This window comes from Bacillus sp. JK106 (genome assembly GCF_053663355.1).
In genome coordinates this window covers 723,430-743,731 of record NZ_JBSJQC010000003.1, presented here as the reverse complement: position 1 = coordinate 743,731, position 20,302 = coordinate 723,430, and the positions used below count along the sequence as shown (strand labels likewise).

At 49.1% G+C, this 20,302-nt stretch carries 18 protein-coding genes; 12 read left to right on the top strand and 6 right to left on the bottom strand.

All coding sequences use genetic code 11. From position 1 onward, the window contains the following. Positions 1-14 precede the first annotated feature (14 nt). The 4 genes from ACWJJS_RS14175 to sspI form a co-directional block, all read right to left on the bottom strand. On the bottom strand, positions 15-1,343 hold the full coding sequence (locus tag ACWJJS_RS14175; RefSeq protein ID WP_025649708.1) for a (Fe-S)-binding protein: 1,329 nt from the start codon (positions 1,341-1,343) through the stop codon (positions 15-17). Continuing rightward, positions 1,340-2,752, bottom strand: a complete 1,413-nt coding sequence (glcD, locus tag ACWJJS_RS14170) for a glycolate oxidase subunit GlcD (protein WP_077722673.1) — start codon at positions 2,750-2,752, stop codon at positions 1,340-1,342. The genes ACWJJS_RS14175 and glcD overlap by 4 nt, the downstream gene beginning before the upstream one ends. A gap of 99 nt (positions 2,753-2,851) precedes the next feature. Next, positions 2,852-3,937, bottom strand: a complete 1,086-nt coding sequence (locus tag ACWJJS_RS14165) for a CdaR family transcriptional regulator (protein ID WP_454023658.1) — start codon at positions 3,935-3,937, stop codon at positions 2,852-2,854. Positions 3,938-3,998: 61 nt separating this feature from the next. Next, a complete protein-coding gene (gene sspI, locus ACWJJS_RS14160) occupies positions 3,999-4,214 on the bottom strand; it encodes a small acid-soluble spore protein SspI (RefSeq protein WP_003152527.1) in 216 nt (71 codons plus the stop codon). Between the two features lie 120 nt (positions 4,215-4,334). Here sspI and ACWJJS_RS14155 point away from each other — a divergent pair, with 120 nt between their 5' ends. The 3 genes from ACWJJS_RS14155 (at position 4,335) to pheT (ending at position 8,905) form a co-directional block, all read left to right on the top strand. Then, positions 4,335-5,081, top strand: coding sequence for a TrmH family RNA methyltransferase (locus ACWJJS_RS14155; RefSeq protein ID WP_454023657.1), 747 nt, complete (start codon positions 4,335-4,337; stop codon positions 5,079-5,081). A 361-nt stretch (positions 5,082-5,442) separates the two neighbouring features. Then, positions 5,443-6,477, top strand: coding sequence for a phenylalanine--tRNA ligase subunit alpha (pheS, locus tag ACWJJS_RS14150; RefSeq protein ID WP_003152530.1), 1,035 nt, complete (start codon positions 5,443-5,445; stop codon positions 6,475-6,477). Between the two features lie 13 nt (positions 6,478-6,490). Next, positions 6,491-8,905, top strand: coding sequence for a phenylalanine--tRNA ligase subunit beta (pheT, locus tag ACWJJS_RS14145; RefSeq protein ID WP_094247676.1), 2,415 nt, complete (start codon positions 6,491-6,493; stop codon positions 8,903-8,905). Positions 8,906-8,941: 36 nt separating this feature from the next. On the opposite strand, the gene rnhC is transcribed toward pheT, so the two are convergent. Beyond that, positions 8,942-9,883, bottom strand: coding sequence for a ribonuclease HIII (rnhC, locus tag ACWJJS_RS14140; RefSeq protein ID WP_012118136.1), 942 nt, complete (start codon positions 9,881-9,883; stop codon positions 8,942-8,944). Between the two features lie 133 nt (positions 9,884-10,016). On the opposite strand from rnhC, the gene zapA reads away from it, so the two are divergent. From zapA to ACWJJS_RS14115, 5 genes are all read left to right on the top strand, one after another. Then, positions 10,017-10,274 (top strand): cell division protein ZapA, encoded by a 258-nt coding sequence (gene zapA / locus ACWJJS_RS14135; RefSeq protein WP_003152533.1) that lies wholly within the window; start codon positions 10,017-10,019, stop codon positions 10,272-10,274. Between the two features lie 7 nt (positions 10,275-10,281). After that, positions 10,282-10,815: a CvpA family protein gene (locus tag ACWJJS_RS14130; protein WP_003152534.1), complete on the top strand. Its 534-nt coding sequence runs from the start codon at positions 10,282-10,284 to the stop codon at positions 10,813-10,815. A gap of 105 nt (positions 10,816-10,920) precedes the next feature. Then, positions 10,921-12,633, top strand: coding sequence for a DNA polymerase/3'-5' exonuclease PolX (gene polX / locus ACWJJS_RS14125; protein WP_229154303.1), 1,713 nt, complete (start codon positions 10,921-10,923; stop codon positions 12,631-12,633). A 20-nt stretch (positions 12,634-12,653) separates the two neighbouring features. Then, positions 12,654-15,011: an endonuclease MutS2 gene (locus ACWJJS_RS14120; protein WP_071391528.1), complete on the top strand. Its 2,358-nt coding sequence runs from the start codon at positions 12,654-12,656 to the stop codon at positions 15,009-15,011. Between the two features lie 16 nt (positions 15,012-15,027). Continuing rightward, positions 15,028-15,432: a DUF350 domain-containing protein gene (locus tag ACWJJS_RS14115; protein WP_003152541.1), complete on the top strand. Its 405-nt coding sequence runs from the start codon at positions 15,028-15,030 to the stop codon at positions 15,430-15,432. Positions 15,433-15,571: 139 nt separating this feature from the next. On the opposite strand, the gene ACWJJS_RS14110 is transcribed toward ACWJJS_RS14115, so the two are convergent. Further along, positions 15,572-16,249 (bottom strand): DUF2711 family protein, encoded by a 678-nt coding sequence (locus ACWJJS_RS14110; protein ID WP_182069342.1) that lies wholly within the window; start codon positions 16,247-16,249, stop codon positions 15,572-15,574. A gap of 105 nt (positions 16,250-16,354) precedes the next feature. Here ACWJJS_RS14110 and ACWJJS_RS14105 point away from each other — a divergent pair, with 105 nt between their 5' ends. The 4 genes from ACWJJS_RS14105 to ACWJJS_RS14090 all read left to right on the top strand — a co-directional run bounded on the left by ACWJJS_RS14105 (position 16,355) and on the right by ACWJJS_RS14090 (position 20,296). Further along, the gene (locus ACWJJS_RS14105) at positions 16,355-18,043 is read left to right on the top strand and encodes an AMP-binding protein (RefSeq protein WP_003152545.1); all 1,689 of its coding nucleotides are present in this window, start codon (positions 16,355-16,357) and stop codon (positions 18,041-18,043) included. 88 nt (positions 18,044-18,131) lie between these two features. Next, positions 18,132-18,716: a TetR/AcrR family transcriptional regulator gene (locus tag ACWJJS_RS14100; RefSeq protein ID WP_007408119.1), complete on the top strand. Its 585-nt coding sequence runs from the start codon at positions 18,132-18,134 to the stop codon at positions 18,714-18,716. 13 nt (positions 18,717-18,729) lie between these two features. Further along, on the top strand, positions 18,730-19,509 hold the full coding sequence (locus tag ACWJJS_RS14095; RefSeq protein ID WP_232213396.1) for an enoyl-CoA hydratase: 780 nt from the start codon (positions 18,730-18,732) through the stop codon (positions 19,507-19,509). 13 nt (positions 19,510-19,522) lie between these two features. Next, a complete protein-coding gene (locus tag ACWJJS_RS14090) occupies positions 19,523-20,296 on the top strand; it encodes an electron transfer flavoprotein subunit beta/FixA family protein (protein ID WP_017418310.1) in 774 nt (257 codons plus the stop codon). Positions 20,297-20,302 lie beyond the last annotated feature (6 nt).

Sequence of the window (20,302 nt, the reverse complement as noted above, 5' to 3'; positions counted from 1 at the left end):
TCTCTGCTTTCGGCTTATGACAAATCCGCCGCTTCCAAAAGGTAATCCGCCAAATGAACCGCGCGGACACGGTCTGTTAATCCTTCGCGTAAAATGCCGAGCTGCATTTGCAAAAGGCATCCGGGATTGGCTGTCACGATGACGGCCGCCTCCGTTTTTCCGGCGGCTTTCATCTTGCTGTCTAATATTTTCATAGACATTTCTGACTCTGTTATATTATAAATTCCCGCCGACCCGCAGCAGCTGTCGGCCTTTTCCATTTCTCTGTACTCCGCCCCTTTAATGCTTTTCAAAAGCGTTCGCGGTTCCTCTGACGTATGCATCACATTGCGGAGATGGCAGGAGTCCTGATATGTGACGATATGAGGAGACTGCGCCCGCAGGTTTTTTTGATGGAACTTCAGATCAACCAGTACGGATGAAAAATCTTTGAGCTTCCGGACAAATTGTTCGGCACGTTCCGCCCATCCAGGTTCATCTTTCAGTAAATGAGGATATTCCTGAAGAAAGGCGCCGCATCCGCCGGCGTTTGTAATGATATAATCAGCGTCAAGCGCCTCAAAAGCGGCGATATTCCGCTTGGCCAGTTCTTTTCCCATCTCTTTTTCTCCGCTGTGCCCGTGAAGCGCGCCGCAGCACGCCTGGCCGTCCGGAACCGCGATTTCACACCCGGCCGCCTGTAAAAGCGCCGTTGTCGCATGATTTGTCGCTAAAAACATCGTATCCATTAAGCAGCCCGAGAAAAAAGCGGCCCGTTTTTGGACGGGACCCGCGGCAGGAAGAAAACGCGGCCTTTCCTTCATGTCTTTCCGTTTCGGGGCGGGCGGGAGCACTTGTTCCATCGTGCGCAGATGTTCAGGCAAAACGCGCAGCATACCGGTTTTTCTGACGGCTGTCTGCAGTCCCGATCTTTGGTATATTCCGAGAAGATTCACGGCTGCCTGCATGCGGTTTTGATGAGGGAAAAGCCCGGTGAAGGCGGCTTTCCGCAAGAGGCGCACGCCCGGCTTATGTTTTTTATTTTGATGAATGATATCCCTCGCTTCTTCAAGCAGCTGTCCGTAATTGACCCCTGCCGGACAAACGGGCTCGCATGCCCGGCATCCGAGACACAGCGAAAGTGAGCGTTCGACATCTTCATCCGGCTCGATCAGTCCGTCTGTGACGGCTTTCATCAGGGCGATCCGGCCGCGCGGCGAATGAGATTCTTGAAATCCCGATTCGATATAGGTCGGACAGGAAGGAAGGCAAAAGCCGCAGCGCATACAGTTCAGCAATTCACCTTCATCCATGCGGGTTTTGAATTCTGTTTGAATGTGTTGCTGCTCTTTAGCCGTTGTCATTTCATCACCACCACGCGTTTCCTTGATGAATTGGCGAATATTTTTCCCGGATTCAGCAGATTTTGGGGATCAAGCGCTTGTTTGATCGCTTTCATGGCGGTGATGCCTTCTGTTTTCAGCTTCATTTCTAAATACGGCGCTTTTACGATACCGACCCCGTGTTCACCCGTTATCGTCCCGCCCAGCTCAATCGCTTTTTCAAAAATGGCGGCAAAAGCTTTTTCGACACGTTCCATCTCCTCTGCATTTCGGATATCGGTGGTGCACGTCGGATGAAGGTTGCCGTCTCCGGCATGGCCGAATGTGCAGATGGACAGGCCGTATGTTTCTGCAATCTCGTTAATGGCTTTGACCATGCCGGCAATTTGTGATCTCGGCACGGTCGCGTCTTCCAGAATCGTTGTCGGTTTCAGCCGGGCAAGGGCTGATAATGCGGACCGTCTGGCCTCTGTAAGCGCGAATGCCTCTTCCTCGGTTTCGGCCGTTTGGACGGATACGGCTGCTCCGTTTTTACAGATGGCTTCGATTTTTTCCATATCCCGTCTGACCGTTTCGATGTCACCGTCCTGTTCGATCAGCAGCACCGCTTTTGCGTCGGTCGGAAGCCCGATCTTGGCGTAATCTTCAATGACCTGCAGTGTCGGCTGATCCAGAAATTCGAGTGTGGCCGGAATGATTTTTTCAGCGATGATGGCAGAAACAGATTCCGCAGCCGCTTCAATATGTTCATAGAGTGCAAGCAGCGTTTTTTTCGTTTCCGGCTTCGGAACCAGCTTTAAAGTCGCTTCCGTCACAACGCAGAGCGTACCTTCTGATCCGACGAAAAGCCGGGTCAGATCATAACCGGCGACATCCTTTGTCAGCTTTCCTCCTGTGCGGATGATATCGCCTGAAGCCAAGACGGCTTCAAGGCCGAGGACATAATCCCGGGTGACGCCGTACTTCAAACCGCGCAGTCCGCCGGAATTTTCATTAATATTCCCGCCGATCGTCGATATTTTCATGCTGCTCGGATCAGGCGGATAAAATAAACCTTTTTGCTCAACCGCACGGATCATATCTTGCGTAATCACGCCCGGCTGGACGGTTGCCGTCAAATTTTCTTCATCAATTTCAAGAATGCGGTTCATATGTTTGAATAAAAGCACAAGCCCGCCTTCAGACGGACATGTGCCGCCGCATAAGTTTGTGCCTGAACCCCTCGGCACGATCGGAATGTCATGCCTGCTGCAAATCGTTAATATACGGGACACGTCATCCGCGCTGCGGGGGGCGATTACCGCATCCGGCATGGCTTGCAGCTGAGGAGCCGCATCATAAGAATACACTAGACGCCCCGCCGCCGAATCATCATAATTCTCCTTCCCGACCGTCCGGATGAACGCTTCTTTTGCCTCTCGTGAAATCATGTTCTCCCAACCTCCCTGATAAGAAAAGCGTTTTCATTTAATTGTAAAGAAAAACGATTCCGCACACTATGGAGAAACATATGAAAAATGATGATTTGATTACATGCTTTTTGTATGTTGATCTAAAAAGCGGAGCGCCAAATAAAAAGCCGTTATGTCTTCGGGGCGGTCAAGCTTCATATTTGTCAGTGATTCCAGTTTGGAAAGACGGTAGCGCAATGTATTGATATGAATATGCATGTCGTCGGCGGTGCGCTTTAACGATAATTGCCGGTCGAAAAAGGCGCGCAGCGTATCCAGAAGTTCTTCCCGGCCGAGTACATGCTCGAGAACCCGCCGTGAAAATTCCGACCGCGTGCCGGGTGCGATATCGGCAATACACATATCCAGTTTTAAATCTTCTTCAAAGACGGCCTGCTTGTCACCGATTCCGGCTGAAAGTGCTTTATCCGCCTGTTCGTATGATTCCGCGAGGCGCTCTCCCGGAACGATCCGTCCGATGCCGGCGGTGACAGGCTGCCCAAAAACGGCGCCGATCTTTTTGATGAGCTGTGTTTTGGAAGCCGAATTTGCTTCATGATTAATGAGAATGCGTTCATTTCCCCAGCGGACAAACAGGTCTTCAGGGCATTCGTTCTGCCAGAGCCGCCCGAGCTCCTCCGCTTTATATTGCTCATAACGTCCTTGAATGAGTATGATCCGGCGGTATGCGTGAAGGTCTGCGCCGATGAGCTTTGCTTTTTCTAAAAAGCCCGGAGACCATTCTTTCAGCTGCAGCCAATCAACCATAAAGGATTCAAGCATTCTCGCACGCCACTGCGCTTCTTCCATATGGCGCGTTTCTTTAATAAACAGCTCCGTCATTTTCCTGAGCAATTCTCCGAAAGGCAGGATATCGTCAGGGTCTCCTGTCAGACCGAACACTCCGATCACCTCATGGCCTGAAAAAACGGGGAGGTTCAGTCCTGTTTTTACGCCCTGGAGCCGTTTTTCATCTTCTTTCGTAATGATGACATTCCGTTTTTCGCGGGCGCAGATCAGTGCGCCTTCATGAAACCATCCGGCGCGCGCCTCGTTGGTGCCTGCGATGATCATCCCTTTTGTATCGGCAATAATCACTTCGCGGCTGTACATATGTTTGACTTCGGCAATCAATTTCTTTGCCAGTTCCGGCTGTAACTGCATGGCGATCCCCCTCGCCATTATTATACAAAAAAAACCGGGTGTGCCATCACCCGGTTCATGCTTATTGCGCAGGTTTTAATCCGCCTTCAAGTGTTTTGAGCATTTCATTTTTTTCTGAGTCTGACGCATGCTGCCAAAGAACTTCGAATAAGACGCCGAGGCCCGGAAGCATTTTTTCTTCACCGCTTTGGATGGCGTCAACGATAGTATGCTCCAGCTGATCCTGGTTATTGCCGGTTACATTGGCAATAACGGCGTTGCGTAAATTAAGATCCATTACAACCGCTCCTTTTTCCTGAATGTGATACGCATATTCTTACCGCGCACGCGGTTTATTATGTGCTGTTCTTGAGATATAATAACAACATGCATGAAAAAAGGAGAGCACAGACATAAAGTGAAACGAATCGACTCTGCAAAAAACCAAAAAGTGAAGGACTGGAAAAAACTTCACACAAAAAAAGAGAGACTTAAAACGAATACATTTCTGATAGAAGGAGAGCATCTGGCAGAAGAAGCGCTCAAATCAAAGGGAACGGTAAAAGAAATTCTCGTAAACGATGAGAGCGCCATCCCGGCCGATCTGGACATGAGCATTCCATGCTACGTGCTGAGCGAAGACGCGTTTTCAGCCGTGACGGAAACGGAAACGCCGCAGCGGATCGCCGCGGTCTGCCATATGCCGGATAAGCGGCCTGATCAGCTGAAGCGGCTGCTTCTTATTGATGCCGTACAGGACCCGGGGAATTTAGGAACAATGATCAGAACGGCAGATGCGGCGGGAATCGACGCCGTTGTCCTTGGTGAGGGAACGGCAGACCCGTACAACGGAAAAACGCTGCGTTCAGCGCAAGGATCTCATTTTCATATTCCCATTTTGAAACGTCCGCTTGATGAGTTTACCGCTGAGCTGAAATCACAAGGCGTCGCGATCTACGGCACGGCGCTTGAAAACGGTGCCGCTTATCAAAGCGTGAAGCCTGAAGAATCGTTCGCGTTAATCGTCGGGAACGAGGGGGCGGGAGTGGACGCCGGCCTTCTGCAAAAAACCGATCTCAACCTGTACGTTCCGCTGTACGGAAAGGCGGAATCGCTGAATGTGGCGGTAGCGGCCGCCATCCTCGTTTATCATCTCAGAGGATAGGTTGCGAAAAGCCTTGGATTTCACTATAATAGATAGCAATAATGTAAAAACCGTGACAGAGGACGTCAATTTTTGCACACGCTGCCTTCCAGGGAGAAAATGCCGCTGACTGAGAGCATTTTTATCGCAGCACAGAAATTGATTTTCACCTCTCGAGTTGTCACCGGGACCGCGCCAAACGCGCGTAAAGGTGAACCGGAACGATCGTTTCCGTTATGTCAATGAAGCTGTCGGCAGATGAAGTCTGCCTTAAAAAGGGTGGTACCGCGGCCACAACTCGTCCCTTCTCTCAAGGGGCGGGTTTTTTTGTTTTCTGAAAAAGGCATAGAACGGTTTGGTTTACATAAAAGGAGGATGCATGATGGAAGAGAAGCTTAAACAGCTTGAACTGGAAGCTGCAGAAAAAGTAGAAGCGGCGGGTTCATTAAAAGAAGTTAACGACATTCGGGTGCAATATCTCGGAAAAAAAGGGCCGATTACAGAAGTTCTCCGCGGCATGGGCAAACTGTCCGCCGAAGAGCGCCCGAAAATGGGAGCGCTCGCCAATGAAGTGAGAGAGCGCATTGCAGCAGCCATTACGGCGAAAAATGAACAGCTTGAACAAGAAGAGATGAATAAAAAACTCAGCAGCCAGACGATTGACGTCACGTTGCCGGGCAGTCAGGTAAACATTGGCGGACGCCATCCGCTGACGGTCGTTATTGAAGAAATTGAAGATTTATTTATCGGCATGGGATATACCGTCGAAGAAGGCCCTGAAGTGGAAACGGATTATTACAACTTTGAGGCGCTGAACCTGCCGAAGGAACATCCGGCCCGCGACATGCAGGACAGCTTTTACATTACAGAAGAAATGCTGATGAGAACGCAGACGTCACCGGTGCAGACGCGAACGATGGAAAAGCATAAAGGAAAAGGCCCCGTCAAAATCATTTGTCCCGGTAAAGTGTATCGCCGCGACAACGATGACGCGACACATTCCCATCAGTTCATGCAGATCGAGGGTCTCGTCGTGGACCGCAAAATCAGCATGAGCGACCTGAAAGGCACGCTTGAATTGGTTGCCAAAAAAATGTTCGGCCAAGACCGTGAAATCAGGCTCCGTCCGAGCTTCTTCCCATTCACAGAGCCTTCTGTCGAGGTGGATGTAACCTGCTTTAAGTGCGGCGGCCAAGGCTGCTCCGTCTGCAAAAAAACAGGCTGGATCGAAATTCTCGGCGCCGGCATGGTTCACCCGAACGTGCTGAAGATGGCCGGATTCAATCCTGAGGAATACCAGGGTTTCGCTTTCGGAATGGGTGTTGAACGTATCGCGATGCTGAAATACGGCATTGAAGATATCCGCCATTTCTATACCAATGATGTCAGATTCATTTCGCAGTTTAAACAGGCGTAAGAGGAGGATACACATGTTTGTTTCATATAAATGGTTAGAAGATTACGTTGACTTGCAGGGAATCGACCCGGCCGTGCTTGCAGAAAAAATTACAAGAGCCGGTATTGAAGTTGAGGGTATCGAGTATAAAGGGGAAGGCGTAAAAGGCGTTGTCATCGGACACGTGCTTGAGCGTGAACAGCACCCGAATGCCGACAAACTCAACAAATGCCTTGTTGATATCGGTGCGGAGGAACCCGTTCAGATTATCTGCGGCGCCCCGAATGTTGATAAAGGACAGAAGGTTGCCGTTGCAACGGTCGGAGCCGTGCTTCCCGGCAATTTCAAAATTAAAAAAGCCAAGCTGCGCGGCGAAGCGTCTCACGGCATGATCTGTTCCCTTCAGGAGCTCGGCATTGAAAGCAAGCTCGTGGCGAAAGAATATGCGGAAGGCATTTTCGTTTTTCCGAATGATGCTGAAACGGGAGCTGACGCAATGGCGGCCCTTCAGCTTGATGATGCGATTTTAGAATTGGGCTTAACGCCGAACCGCGCCGACGCGATGAACATGCTTGGCGTGGCTTATGAAGTTGCGGCTATCCTCGGCGCAGAGGTAAAGCTTCCGGAGGCTTCATATGAAAAAGCGGCAGAAAAAGCGGCGGATGCTGTCTCCGTCAAGATTGAAGATACGCAGGCCAATCCGCATTATGCCGCAAAAATCATTAAAAACGTCAAAATCGGCCCGTCACCGCTTTGGATGCAGACGAAGCTGATGAATGCAGGCATCCGCCCGCATAATAACGTCGTGGACATTACAAACTTCGTCCTCCTTGAGTACGGACAGCCGCTTCACGCTTTCGATTACGACCGATTCGGTTCAAAAGAGGTCGTCGTCAGAAAAGCGGCGGAAAACGAAACCATCGTGACGCTGGATGAACAAGAGCGCAAGCTGTCAAGCAGCCATTTGGTCATCACAAACGGAAAAAAAGCGCAAGCCGTTGCGGGAGTCATGGGCGGAGCTGAGTCTGAAGTCCGTGAAGACACCACTGCGATTTTACTGGAAGCCGCTTATTTCGACGGACAGACCGTCCGCAAAGCGTCGAGAGACCTCGGACTGAGAAGCGAAGCGAGCGCCAGATATGAAAAAGGCATTGATCCGGCCCGCGTTTTGCTGGCGGCTGAACGGGCCTGCAGTCTCATTCAGGCATATGCCGGCGGAGAAGTGCTCTCAGGCACGGTTGAAGAAAACCATCTGAAAATCGAAGCAAACAACATTCACGTGTCTGTTGAAAAAGTGAACGCCGTGCTTGGCATGGCAATCGCTAAAGAAGAAATCATCAGCATTTACAAGCGCCTCGGGTTTGCAGTCGGTGAAGCTGAAGACGTTCTCGTCGTAACGGTGCCGTCGCGCCGCGGAGATATTAGAATAGAAGAAGACCTGATTGAAGAAGCGGCGAGATTGTACGGATATGACAATATTCCGTCCACGCTTCCGGAAACGGCCGGCACGACAGGCGGCTTGACACCGTATCAGGCAAAACGCCGGAAAGTGAGACGTTTCCTTGAAGGAGCGGGTCTTTCACAAGCGACCACTTATTCATTAACGAATGATAAAAAAGCGGCCGCTTTTGCGATCGAAAAATCATTCAACACGATGCTTTCTCTGCCGATGAGCGAAGAAAGAAGCATTCTCAGACACAGCCTCGTGCCGAATCTTCTTGAAGCCGTTTCATACAATCTGGCCAGACAGACTGATTCCGTTGCTTTATATGAAACGGGTTCTGTATTTCTGACGAAAGAAGAAAACACAAAACCGGTTGAAAAAGAACGGGTTGCCGGAGCTGTAACCGGATTGTGGCGCAAAAATTTATGGCAGGGTGAGAAAAAGCAGGTTGATTTCTTCGTCGCCAAAGGAATCGTTGAAGGCCTGCTGCATCAATTGAATGTGTCAGACCGGGTTGAATTTGTCCAGTCTGAACGCAAAAACATGCATCCCGGCCGGACGGCAAACATTCTATTGAACGGTTCGCTTGCCGGATTTATCGGCCAGGTGCATCCGGCAATGGAAAAAGAGCTGGATATCAAAGAAACGTATGTGTTCGAGCTTGATCTGCACGCGCTTCTGACCGAGGAAACAGAACCTGTCGTGTATACGCCGATTCCGAAGTACCCGTCTGTCACGCGCGACATTGCGCTTGTGGCAGATAAAACCGTTACAAGCGGACAGCTCCAAGCCGTGATCAAAGAAGCCGGCGGCGTGCTGCTGAAAGAAGTCACCGTATTTGATGTGTACGAAGGTGAGCATATGGAAGAGGGCAAAAAATCCGTCGCCTTCTCGCTCCAATATGTTAACCCTGAACAAACATTGACAGAAGAAGAAGTGACAAAAGTACATGAAAACGTGCTGAAAGCGCTGGAAGAAACGTATCAGGCGGTATTAAGAGGATAAAGAAAAAGCTTGCAGATCATTCTGCAAGCTTTTTTATTATGACCGTTTCCGTTCTACAAGGCGTTTCGCTTTTTGCGTATTGGCAAAATGAAGTTTGGTGAACGTTCTGAGCGCACCTTCTCCCTTATTGATGATCAGCTTGGCGGCAGCTTCATCGACGTGCGGCCCCGCGCCTTTTGGAATCGTCATCCCAGCCTCACGGGAAAGCTTATCCATTTCAATTAAGAAAGAATATCGCGCAATGATAGAGGCTGCGGCGACGGAAAGATGTATGCTTTCCGCTTTCGTGCTGAAAAACGTTTTTTCTTTTACGATATCCCGTCCGGAAAGATGCTTAAAATAAATGCCGGGCTCTGCGAATTGGTCAATCAGAATCGCTTCCGGTTTAACGCCGTTCATTTTTCTCAGCAGATTGGAAATCGCCTGATTATGAAGGAGCGCCTTCATTTTTCCTTGGCTCATGCCTTTTTCCTGCATCTGATTGTATTTTTCGTTTTTTAACACAAGCAGGCTGTAAGGAATGGTTTTAATTAACAGTTTGGCGATTTCAATAATCTGCGGATCTTTTAAATCCTTCGAATCCTTCACACCGAGTTCTTTCATTAAAGAAAGCTTTGTTTTGTCGGCGTAAGCGCAGGCAACCGTTATCGGCCCGAAGTAATCGCCTGTTCCGACTTCATCAGAGCCGATCACTGACATGGAGGCAATGCCCGCCGGGGGAGCGTAAAGCGGGTCGGCCGCTTTTTTGACGGTTTTCTTTGCTTTCGGCGCCTCAGCCGTTCCCCAGCGGGCCGCTTCTGTGCCGGCGTTTTTTCCTTGAAAGAGAACCTTGCCCGAGCGGTAGGCTGTAATGGTACAGCCCGGAGGCTTGGCCTGGAAGACGGCGCCCTGCGGAACGGCGGGAGTTAGGGAGCCGGCATAGGATTGTTTCATTTGTTCCATAGCGGAAGCGGATACTTTTATAACAGAATGGGACACGATATAATCTCCTTTTTTGGCACTTTTCACTGTATATACCAGTGTATCATAACAGCCCGAGGCTCGTCTTTCCATTCAAACGATAATCGTGGTATGATAGGAACTAGGATTCTCGCGGAATGGAGGAGAAACGTTGTCTGACGGCAAAAAAACCAAAACGACAGTAAACATTTACGGCCAGCACTTCACCATTATCGGAGAAGAAAGCAAAGCGCACATGCGCCATGTGGCCGGAATGGTTGATGATAAAATGAGAGAAATCAACGAGAAAAATCCATATCTTGATATAAATAAGCTCGCTGTATTGACTGCGGTCAATGTCGTGCATGATTATATGAAACTGCAAGAAAAATATGAAATACTGGAGCGGCAGCTTAAAGAAAAGGAATGAACACCATATGATAGATATCATCATCTTAGTTCTGCTCTTAATGGGCACATTGCTTGGATTAAAAAGAGGGTTTATCCTCCAATTTATATATTTAACGAGCTTCATCCTCTCGATTGCGTTTGCGGCGCTTTTTTACAAAAATCTGGCCCCGCATCTGAGTTTTATACCCGCGCCTGATTTTTCCGGCGGGCAGGCGGCTCTGTCTTTTATTAAAGGAAACGTGGAGACGGCTTATTACAACGCGATCGCGTTTGTCATTTTGTTTATCATCGCAAAGATTCTGCTCCGGATTATCGGAGCGGCGCTTAATATCATCGCCGGCATTCCGGTCATTAAACAGATCAACAAACTGCTGGGCGGGGTGCTTGGATTTCTGGAAGTCTATTTATTTGCGTTTATCCTGTTATACGTCGCATCCGTACTGCCGGTAAGCGCGCTTCAGGATATGCTCGCACAATCGACGCTTGCAAATATCATCACACATCATACGCCGTATCTGTCAGGGCTCCTGCAAGAACTGTGGGCCCAGTACGGGGCATAAAAAACTTCTCTTGACCGGAGAAGTTTTTTTCAAGCTCTGCGTCAGTTGTGCCGGAGGAGAAAAATTTGTATGATGAAAAGCAGGAAACGACTGGGGGTTAACAGTATGCATAAAAAAGATATCATCAGGCTGCTTGAAACGATTGCGGTCTATATGGAACTGAAAGGGGACAACCCGTTTAAAATATCAGCCTTCCGAAAAGCGGCAGCGGCGCTTGAGCAGGATGACCGCAGCCTGTCGGAAATCGACGACATGATGTCTTTATCCGGAATCGGAAAAGGCACCTACGGCGTCATTCGTGAATATATGCAGGAAGGTGTGTCCGGCACGCTTCTCCAATTACAGAAAGAAGTCCCGGAAGGCTTGGTTCCTCTTTTGAAGCTTCCGGGCCTCGGCGGCAAAAAAATCGCCAAGCTGTACCAGGAACTGGGTGTTCATGACGCGGAATCACTGAAAGAAGCATGCGAGCAGCAAAAAGTACAGGGGCTCGCCGGTTTCGGCAAAAAAACGGAGGAGAAAATCCTTCAGGCTCTCGGAGAAGCCGGAAAACAGCCGGAACGGTTTCCGATCGGCTATGCGCTCAGCATTGCTTCAGTCATTGAAGAACATTTGGCCCGGCTGACGGATATTCAGAAATATTCCCGGGCCGGCAGTCTCAGAAGAGCGCGGGAAACCGTAAAAGATCTGGATTACATTATCGCTACAGATCATCCGGAGGCTGTCAGAGAACAGCTTCTTTCCCTCCCGAACGTAAAAGACGTGATAGCGGGCGGGGATACAAAAGTATCCGTTATCCTCACATTTGAATATGAGACGAGTGTGGATTTCCGGCTTGTGACAGAGGAACAGTTTGCCACCACACTGCATCATTTTACAGGTTCTAAAGATCACAACATTAAAATGCGCCAGCTGGCGAAAGAGCGCGGTGAACGGATCAGTGAATACGGAGTAGAAACCATAGAAACGGGAGACGTCAAAACATTCCCGAGCGAAGAAGCGTTTTACGCCCACTTCGGTCTGCCGTTTATTCCTCCTGAGCTCAGAGAAAGCGGGCAGGAGGTCGACACGTACCGGGAAGAAACGGACCTTGTGGAGCATAAAGCGATAAAAGGCGATCTCCACATGCACTCAGCCTGGAGTGACGGCGCTTTTTCCATCAGAGAAATGGCAGAAGCGTGTATGGCAAAAGGCTACCAGTACATGGCGATCACCGACCATTCCCAATATTTAAAGGTAGCCAACGGGTTAACGGCCGAACGGCTCAGAAAACAGGCGGAAGAAATTGACGCGTTAAACGCTGAATTTGAACATTTTCATATTTTTAAAGGCGTAGAAATGGACATTCTCCCCGACGGTTCGCTTGATTATGATGACAGCGTTCTGTCTGAAATGGATCTTGTCATCGCATCTATTCATTCAAGCTTCAGCCAGCCGGAGCATGTCATTATGAAACGGCTTGAACAGGCGCTGACGAATAAGCACGTGGACATTATCGCTCACCCGACGGGACGCCTGATCGGCAGACGGGCCGGCTATGAAGTCGACATCGACATGCTGATTGAACTCGCAGCCAAAACAAATACGGCGCTTGAACTGAATGCAAACCCCGCGCGCCTCGATTTACGGACTGAGCATCTGATCAAAGCAAATGAAAAAGGTGTGACTTTGGTCATTAATACCGATGCCCATAATATCGAGATGCTCGATGATATGAAAACGGGCGTGACCGCTGCGCGCAAAGGCTGGACGGAGACAAAACATGTGTTAAACGCCCGGCCGTTACATGAGGTCAAAGCATTTCTGACGCGCAATGATTAAGTAAGGAGGACCATAAAACCGTGCAGCAAAAAGTGTTATCATCACTTGAATTTCATAAAGTAAAAGAACAGATTACCGCACATGCCGCCTCATCGCTCGGCAGGGAGAAGCTTCTGCAGCTGAAACCTTTGACGGATCTCGCCGACATCCAAAAACAGCTGGATGAAGTCGAAGAAGCATCCGCAATCATGCGCTTGAGAGGCCATGCTCCGTTCGGCGGCCTGACCGACATAAGATCCGCTTTACGGCGGGCGGAAATCGGCAGTGTGCTGACGCCGGCGGAATTCACCGAATTGTCCGGGCTGCTGTATGCCGTTAAACAAATGAAGCATTTTATCAGCCAAATGACAGAAGACGGCGTCGGCATTCCGCTGATACAGGCCCATGCAGAAGAGCTGATTACATTAGGCGATTTGGAAAGGGAGATTAACTCCTGCATCGATGACCATGGTGAAGTACTTGATCATGCGTCTCCCGCTTTAAGGGGAATCCGCACACAGCTCAGGACGCTTGAATCAAGAGTCAGAGACCGGCTTGAATCGATGCTGCGTTCATCTTCCGCTTCTAAAATGCTGTCTGACACCATCGTTACGATTCGGAATGACCGCTTTGTCATCCCGGTCAAACAGGAATACAGATCAAGCTACGGCGGAATTGTCCACGATACATCTTCATCCGGTGCGACACTGTTTATTGAACCGCAGGCGATCGTAGATATGAACAACTCGCTTCAGCAGGCGAAAGTAAAAGAAAAACAGGAAATCGAACGGATTCTCCGGATGCTGACGGAGCATACGGCTGAACACACACAAGAAATCGCTCAAAATGTGGAAGTGCTGCAGACACTGGATTTCATTTTCGCCAAAGCGAGATACGCAAAAGCAATGAAGGCGACAAAACCATTCATGAACGGAGACGGCTTTATCCGTCTGAAAAAAGCGCGCCATCCGCTGCTGCCCCAAGATCAAGTCGTGGCCAACGATATTGAACTGGGCGGAGATTATTCAACGATCGTCATCACGGGACCGAATACGGGCGGTAAAACCGTTACGTTAAAAACACTCGGGCTGCTGACGATAATGGCGCAGGCAGGATTGCACATACCGGCTGACGAGGGCTCGGAAGCAGCTGTATTTGACAATGTGTTTGCCGATATCGGCGATGAACAGTCGATCGAACAAAGTCTGAGTACGTTCTCATCCCACATGGTCAATATCGTCAATATTTTAAAAGACGTGTCTGAAAACAGTCTTGTGCTGTTTGACGAACTCGGTGCCGGAACAGATCCGCAGGAAGGGGCGGCGCTTGCCATGAGCATCCTTGACGAAGTTCACCGGACAAACGCCAGAGTGCTTGCGACCACCCATTATCCGGAACTGAAAGCATACGGATATAACAGACAAGGCGTCATGAATGCCAGCGTTGAATTTGACATTGAAACGCTTTCGCCTACCTACAAGCTTCTGATCGGAGTGCCGGGCCGAAGCAACGCATTTGAAATCTCAAGACGCCTTGGGCTTCCGGAGCATATCATCGGCCAGGCGAAGTCAGAAATGACCGCCGAACATAACGAAGTCGATCTGATGATCGCATCGCTTGAAAAAAGCAAAAAAAGAGCGGATGAAGAGCTTTCTGAAACCGAATCACTCAGAAAAGAAGCAGAAAAACTGCACAAAGAGCTTCAGCAGCAAATCATTGAGCTGAACGCCCAAAAAGATAAAATGATGGAAGAAGCCGAGCGGAAAGCTGCTGAAAAACTGGAAGCCGCCGCAAATGAAGCCGAACAGATTATCCGCGAGCTCAGGTCCATCAAGCAAGAACACAGATCCTTTAAGGAACACGAGCTGATTGACGCCAAAAAACGTCTCGGAGACGCGATGCCGGCTTTTGAAAAATCAAAGCAGCCAGAAAGAAAAACAGAGAAAAAACGCGAGCTGAAGCCGGGCGACGAAGTAAAGGTGCTCACATTCGGACAAAAAGGGGCGCTGCTTGAAAAAACCGGCGAGAAAGAATGGAACGTCCAAATCGGCATCCTCAAAATGAAGGTGAAGGAAAAAGATCTCGAGTTTCTCAAATCGGCTCCTGAACCGAAAAAAGAAAAAGCAATCACCGCCGTAAAAGGGAAGGATTATCACGTATCCCTTGAACTTGACCTCAGGGGAGAGCGTTACGAAAACGCCCTCAGCCGCGTCGAAAAATATTTAGATGACGCGGTGCTTGCCGGCTATCCGAGAGTGTCCATCATTCACGGAAAAGGCACGGGCGCCCTCCGAAAAGGGGTGCAGGATCTTCTGAAAAACCACCGCAGCGTGAAAAGCTCGCGGTTCGGGGAAGCGGGAGAAGGAGGATCAGGCGTAACGATTGTCGAACTAAAATAAAAAGGGAGAAAACGTCATGAATGCTTTTTGGGAAAATGAGCTTGTTGAAATCGCGGCTTATTACAGTGTGGCCGTCTTGTGTCTCGTCATTTTTCTGACCGTGTTTGAATTGGTGACATCCTATAAAAACTGGGTGGAAATCCAAAAAGGCAATCTTGCGGTGGCAATGGCGACCGGAGGGAAAATTCTCGGTATCGCAAATGTCTTTCAGCACAGCATCGCCCAGCATAATTCGCTTTTGCAAATGATCGGCTGGGGCGTATACGGATTTATTATGCTTTTAATCAGCTATTTTATCTTTGAATTTCTGACGCCCCGGTTTAAAATTGATAAAGAAATTGAAAAAGATAACAGAGCTGTCGGCTTTATTTCATTTGTCATCTCAGTCGGCCTGTCATTTGTGGTGGCCGCCGGGATTTAAGGGGACGGGGAAAAATGGAGAAGCTTGCGAAAGTGCTGCTGTCGGCAGCGGGGATTTTTCTGTTCATCGGACTTATTTATCTGGTCATGACATCTTAATACTGAAAAAAGGCTGCCGAACTCAAATCGGCGGCCTTTTTTTATTGAGAATACCAGTTTATGCAGGCCGTATCAGAGCAAATGACGGCTTCCCAATTCATGGCGTGGACAACAGACGGCATGTCTTGTTCTTCCATAAGAAAGAGTGTCGTAAAAGAATCATATATGCTCATAAAAGCGGCGCGCCGCTTTACATCGGCAATGATCATGTCAGCCCGCAGCAGTCCGCATACATCCGAAGCCGCCGTTTGATTGAGTAAAAATATGCCTTTCTCTTCGAACGGCTCATAATAAGTGCAGCGCTTTATGCCTTTTGAACGGAACACATCCAAAAGTCCCGGAATCAAAAATGGCGAAGTGACATCATCGCTCGGCAAGTACAGATCGGGATGATGGAGCCGATTTAACCGCTCGGCGGATTCAGGATGTGCATATTCCTCCCGCAATGCCGTGACAGCAGTCATAAGCGCAAGCGCCGTTTCTTTTTCAGAACGCAGGCCGCAAATGCTCATGACGGTTTGCCAGGAAACGGGTCTGCCCATCGCGATGATCTCCTCATCACTCGGATACATATGTTCATAAGGCCGTTTGCGCTTTTGCTCTTCCCGACCATCCGGCATCCGGACAAAGGGATGGAGCAAAAAGGCGGCCGACGTAAACGGCTTCGGCAGCTGGCGCAGGATAGGAACTCCCTCTTCAAAATGCAGCGTTTCCAGCAAACTCAACACCTCCCGAAACTCGAAATTTCACATGAAACGCTTTCCCATTCCAATCACCCTTCTGCTATAATAATAGCGTATAGGAAAACAGAAGGGAGAGGTATTATGCAGTCTGAAAAGCCATGGCTTTCTCAATATCCCGAAGAGATTCCGCATGAGCTTGAATTTACCGATCAAACCCTGCCATCCAATCTGACAAACTCCGCAGCTCAATTCCCGAACCATACCGCCATTTATTTTCTAGGAAAAAAACTCACATTCCAAGACGTTCTCACAGATTCATTAAAGCTAGCCGCTTTTTTACGCAAAACAGGCCTGAAAAAAGGTGACAGAGCCGCCATTATGCTGCCCAATTGTCCGCAGTCGGTCATCGCTTTTTACGGCGTATTGTTTGCCGGCGGCATTGTCGTTCAGACCAATCCTCTCTACACGGAACACGAGCTTGAGTATCAGCTGAAAGACAGTGCGCCGCGCGTGATCATCACCCTCGATATGCTGTTTCCGAAAGTGATAAAAATGAAAACGTTATCACTCGTCGAACGCATTATTACAACAAGTATAAAAGACTTTTTGCCGTTTCCGAAAAATATGCTTTATACGCTCACGCAAAAACAACAGGTGCATATTGATTATGACGGCTGCGAACAAATTCACAAATTAGCGGATATTTTAAAAAACGAAAAAGCGGAGGAAGCAGAGCCATTTGATATTGACCCTGCGCATGACATCGCCGTGCTTCAATACACGGGCGGAACAACCGGCTATCCGAAAGGCGTCATGCTCACACACCGAAACATTCAGGCCAATACAGAAATGTGCGCCGCCTGGATGTACAAAATGAAAAAGGGAGCCGAAAAGGTGCTCGGCATCGTGCCTTTTTTTCATGTGTACGGATTGACCGCCGTGCTCAATTTTTCCATTATGCAGGGATGTGAAATGATCCTTCTTCCTAAATTCAATCCTCTTGATACCCTGAAAACAATCGACAGGCTGAAGCCGACGGTTTTCCCCGGGGCGCCGACGATTTACATCGGGCTGCTGCATCACCCGGAGCTGAATAAGTATGATCTGTCCTCCATTGAAAGCTGTCCGAGCGGTTCAGCGGCGCTTCCGGTTGAGGTCAAACAGAAATTTGAAAAAGTGACCGGAGGAAAGCTTGTGGAAGGCTACGGATTATCCGAAGCATCACCGGTTACCCATTCAAACTTCATCTGGGGAAAAAATAAACCCGGCAGCATCGGCTGTCCCTGGCCCAATACCGATGCCGGAATCTATTCAGAAGAAAAAGGCGGGCTTGCGGAGCCGTATGAACACGGCGAACTGATCGTAAAAGGCCCTCAGGTCATGAAAGGATACTGGAATAAGCAGGAGGAGACGGCGCGTGTCATCAGAGACGGCTGGCTGTTTACCGGAGATATGGGATATATGGATGAGGAAGGATTTTTCTACATCGCCGACAGGAAAAAAGACATCATCATTGCCGGCGGATACAACATCTACCCCCGGGAGGTGGAGGAGGCGCTTTATGAGCATGAAGCCGTTCAGGAAATCGTCGTAGCGGGCGTCCCTGATTCCTACAGGGGGGAAACGGTGAAAGCATTTATCGTTTTGAAAAAAGGCGCCGAGGCAGATGCCGATGAGCTTGATGCGTTTGCAAGAGAGCGGCTTGCGCCGTACAAAGTCCCGAAGCTGTACGAATTCAGAAAAGAGCTTCCGAAAACGGCCGTCGGAAAAATATTAAGAAGGCGTTTAGTCGAAGAGGAAGATGCTTCCCATGAAAACAAGGTGCCTTAAAAGAAAAACTTGACAAAATCCGGATTCCTTTTTATCATGAAGTTATGAATGAATAGTCATTCATTTATCGAAGGAAGGAACGATGACATTGAACCAAAAACGGCCAAAGTATATGCAGATTATTGATGCAGCAGTAGAAGTCATAGCGGAAAACGGCTATCACCAATCACAGGTGTCCAAAATCGCCAAGCAGGCCGGCGTTGCGGACGGCACCATCTATTTATATTTCAAAAACAAAGAGGATATACTCATTTCTCTTTTTAAAGAAAAGATGGGCCAGTTCATTGAACGCATGGAAGAAGAAGTGAAAGAAAAAACGACGGCAAAAGAAAAACTCGCTCTCGTTATTAAGCAGCATTTCACACTGCTCGGCAATGACCGCCACCTCGCGATTGTGACCCAGCTTGAGCTCAGACAGTCGAATATCAAGCTGCGCCTGAAAATCAATGATATTTTAAAAGGTTATTTAAACATGCTGGACACCATTTTGACCGAAGGAATCAAGTCGGGGGAATGGAAAGACAATCTCGACGTCCGCCTCGCCCGGCAGATGATATTCGGGACGATAGATGAAACAGTGACAACATGGGTGATGAACGATCAGAAATATGATCTTCCGGATTTGTCAGACAAGGTATTAGAGCTGTTGGTGTCAGGGATTCATCAAAACTAAAGGGGGTTGACGGATGAACAGCCTTTCGATGGGGGTAGAACAATCTGTTGCGGTGATCACCATTAATCATCAGCCGGCAAACGCGCTGTCCGGTGCGGTTTTAGATGAGTTGTCCGGTCTGTTCGACCGCTGTGAAACAGATGACAGCGTCAGAAGCATCATCATTCGCGGAGAGGGGAAATTTTTCTCGGCGGGCGCCGATATAAAGGAATTTACGTCGCTTGAAAATCTTGAGCAATCTTCTGCCATGGCGGATAAAGGCCAGCAGCTGATGGAAAGAATTGAAGGGTTTCCGAAGCCCGTTATCGCGGCGATTCACGGCGCTGCGCTCGGCGGCGGCCTTGAGCTTGCCATGGCCTGCCATATCAGAATCGCAACATTGGATGCAAAGCTCGGCCTGCCCGAGCTGAATCTCGGCATTATTCCGGGCTTTGCCGGGACGCAGCGGCTTCCCCGGTACGTCGGTACGGCGAAAGCGCTTGAAATGATCGGCACTTCAGAACCTGTGACCGGAGAAGAAGCGCTCAGCCTCGGTCTTGTCACGATAGGCGCCGAACATGAGGAAGAGCTGCTGCAAAAAGCGAAAACGCTCGCGGGCAAGTTTGCGGAAAAAAGCCCGCAGTCGATGGCTTCTCTGCTTGAGCTCCTTTATTCAAACAAGGTCTATTCTTATGACGGCGGCTTAAAGCTTGAAGCAAAGCGCTTTGGGGAAGCATTTGCATCAGATGACGCAAAAGAAGGCATTCAGGCATTTCTCGAAAAAAGAAAGCCTCAATTCGGTGGGCGAAGATAAAGGGGATAAGAATATGAATCTATTTGTACTGATGAAACGGACGTTTGACACAGAAGAGAAAATCGTCATTGAAGCAGGAAAGATTCAGGAGGACGGGGCCGAATTTATCATTAATCCGTATGATGAATACGCCATTGAAGAAGCCATTCAGCTGAAGGAAGAGCACGGCGGAACCGTGACCGCCGTAACCGTCGGCGGAGAAGATGCGGAGAAAGAACTGAGAACCGCCCTTGCAATGGGCTGTGACCAGGCGGTGTTAATCAATATTGAAGATGATCTGAGCGATCCTGACCAATACTCCATTTCAACTATCTTATATCATTATTTCAAGGACCGGGAATATGATCTGATTCTCGGCGGAAATGTCGCGATTGACGGCGGTTCCGGCCAAGTGGCTCCAAGGCTTGCCGAACTGCTTAACATTCCTTGCGTCACAACGATTACAAAACTGACAATCAGCGGCGATGAAGCTGTGGCAGAGAAAGACAACGAAGGGGATACCGAAATCATTAAAACCTCACTTCCTTTAGTCATCACGGCACAGCAAGGCTTAAACGAGCCGCGCTATCCGTCGCTTCCGGGCATTATGAAGGCGAAGAAAAAACCGCTGGAAGAACTTGAGCTCGATGATCTCGGCATTGATGAAGATGATGCCGCACCGAAGCTCAAAACGATCGAACGTTTTCTGCCGCCGCAAAAAGAAGCGGGCAGACTGATCGAAGGAGAAGCCGCTGAGCAGGCGAAGGAGCTTGTGTCACTGCTGAGAAAAGAAGCCAAAGTCGTATAAACTGAT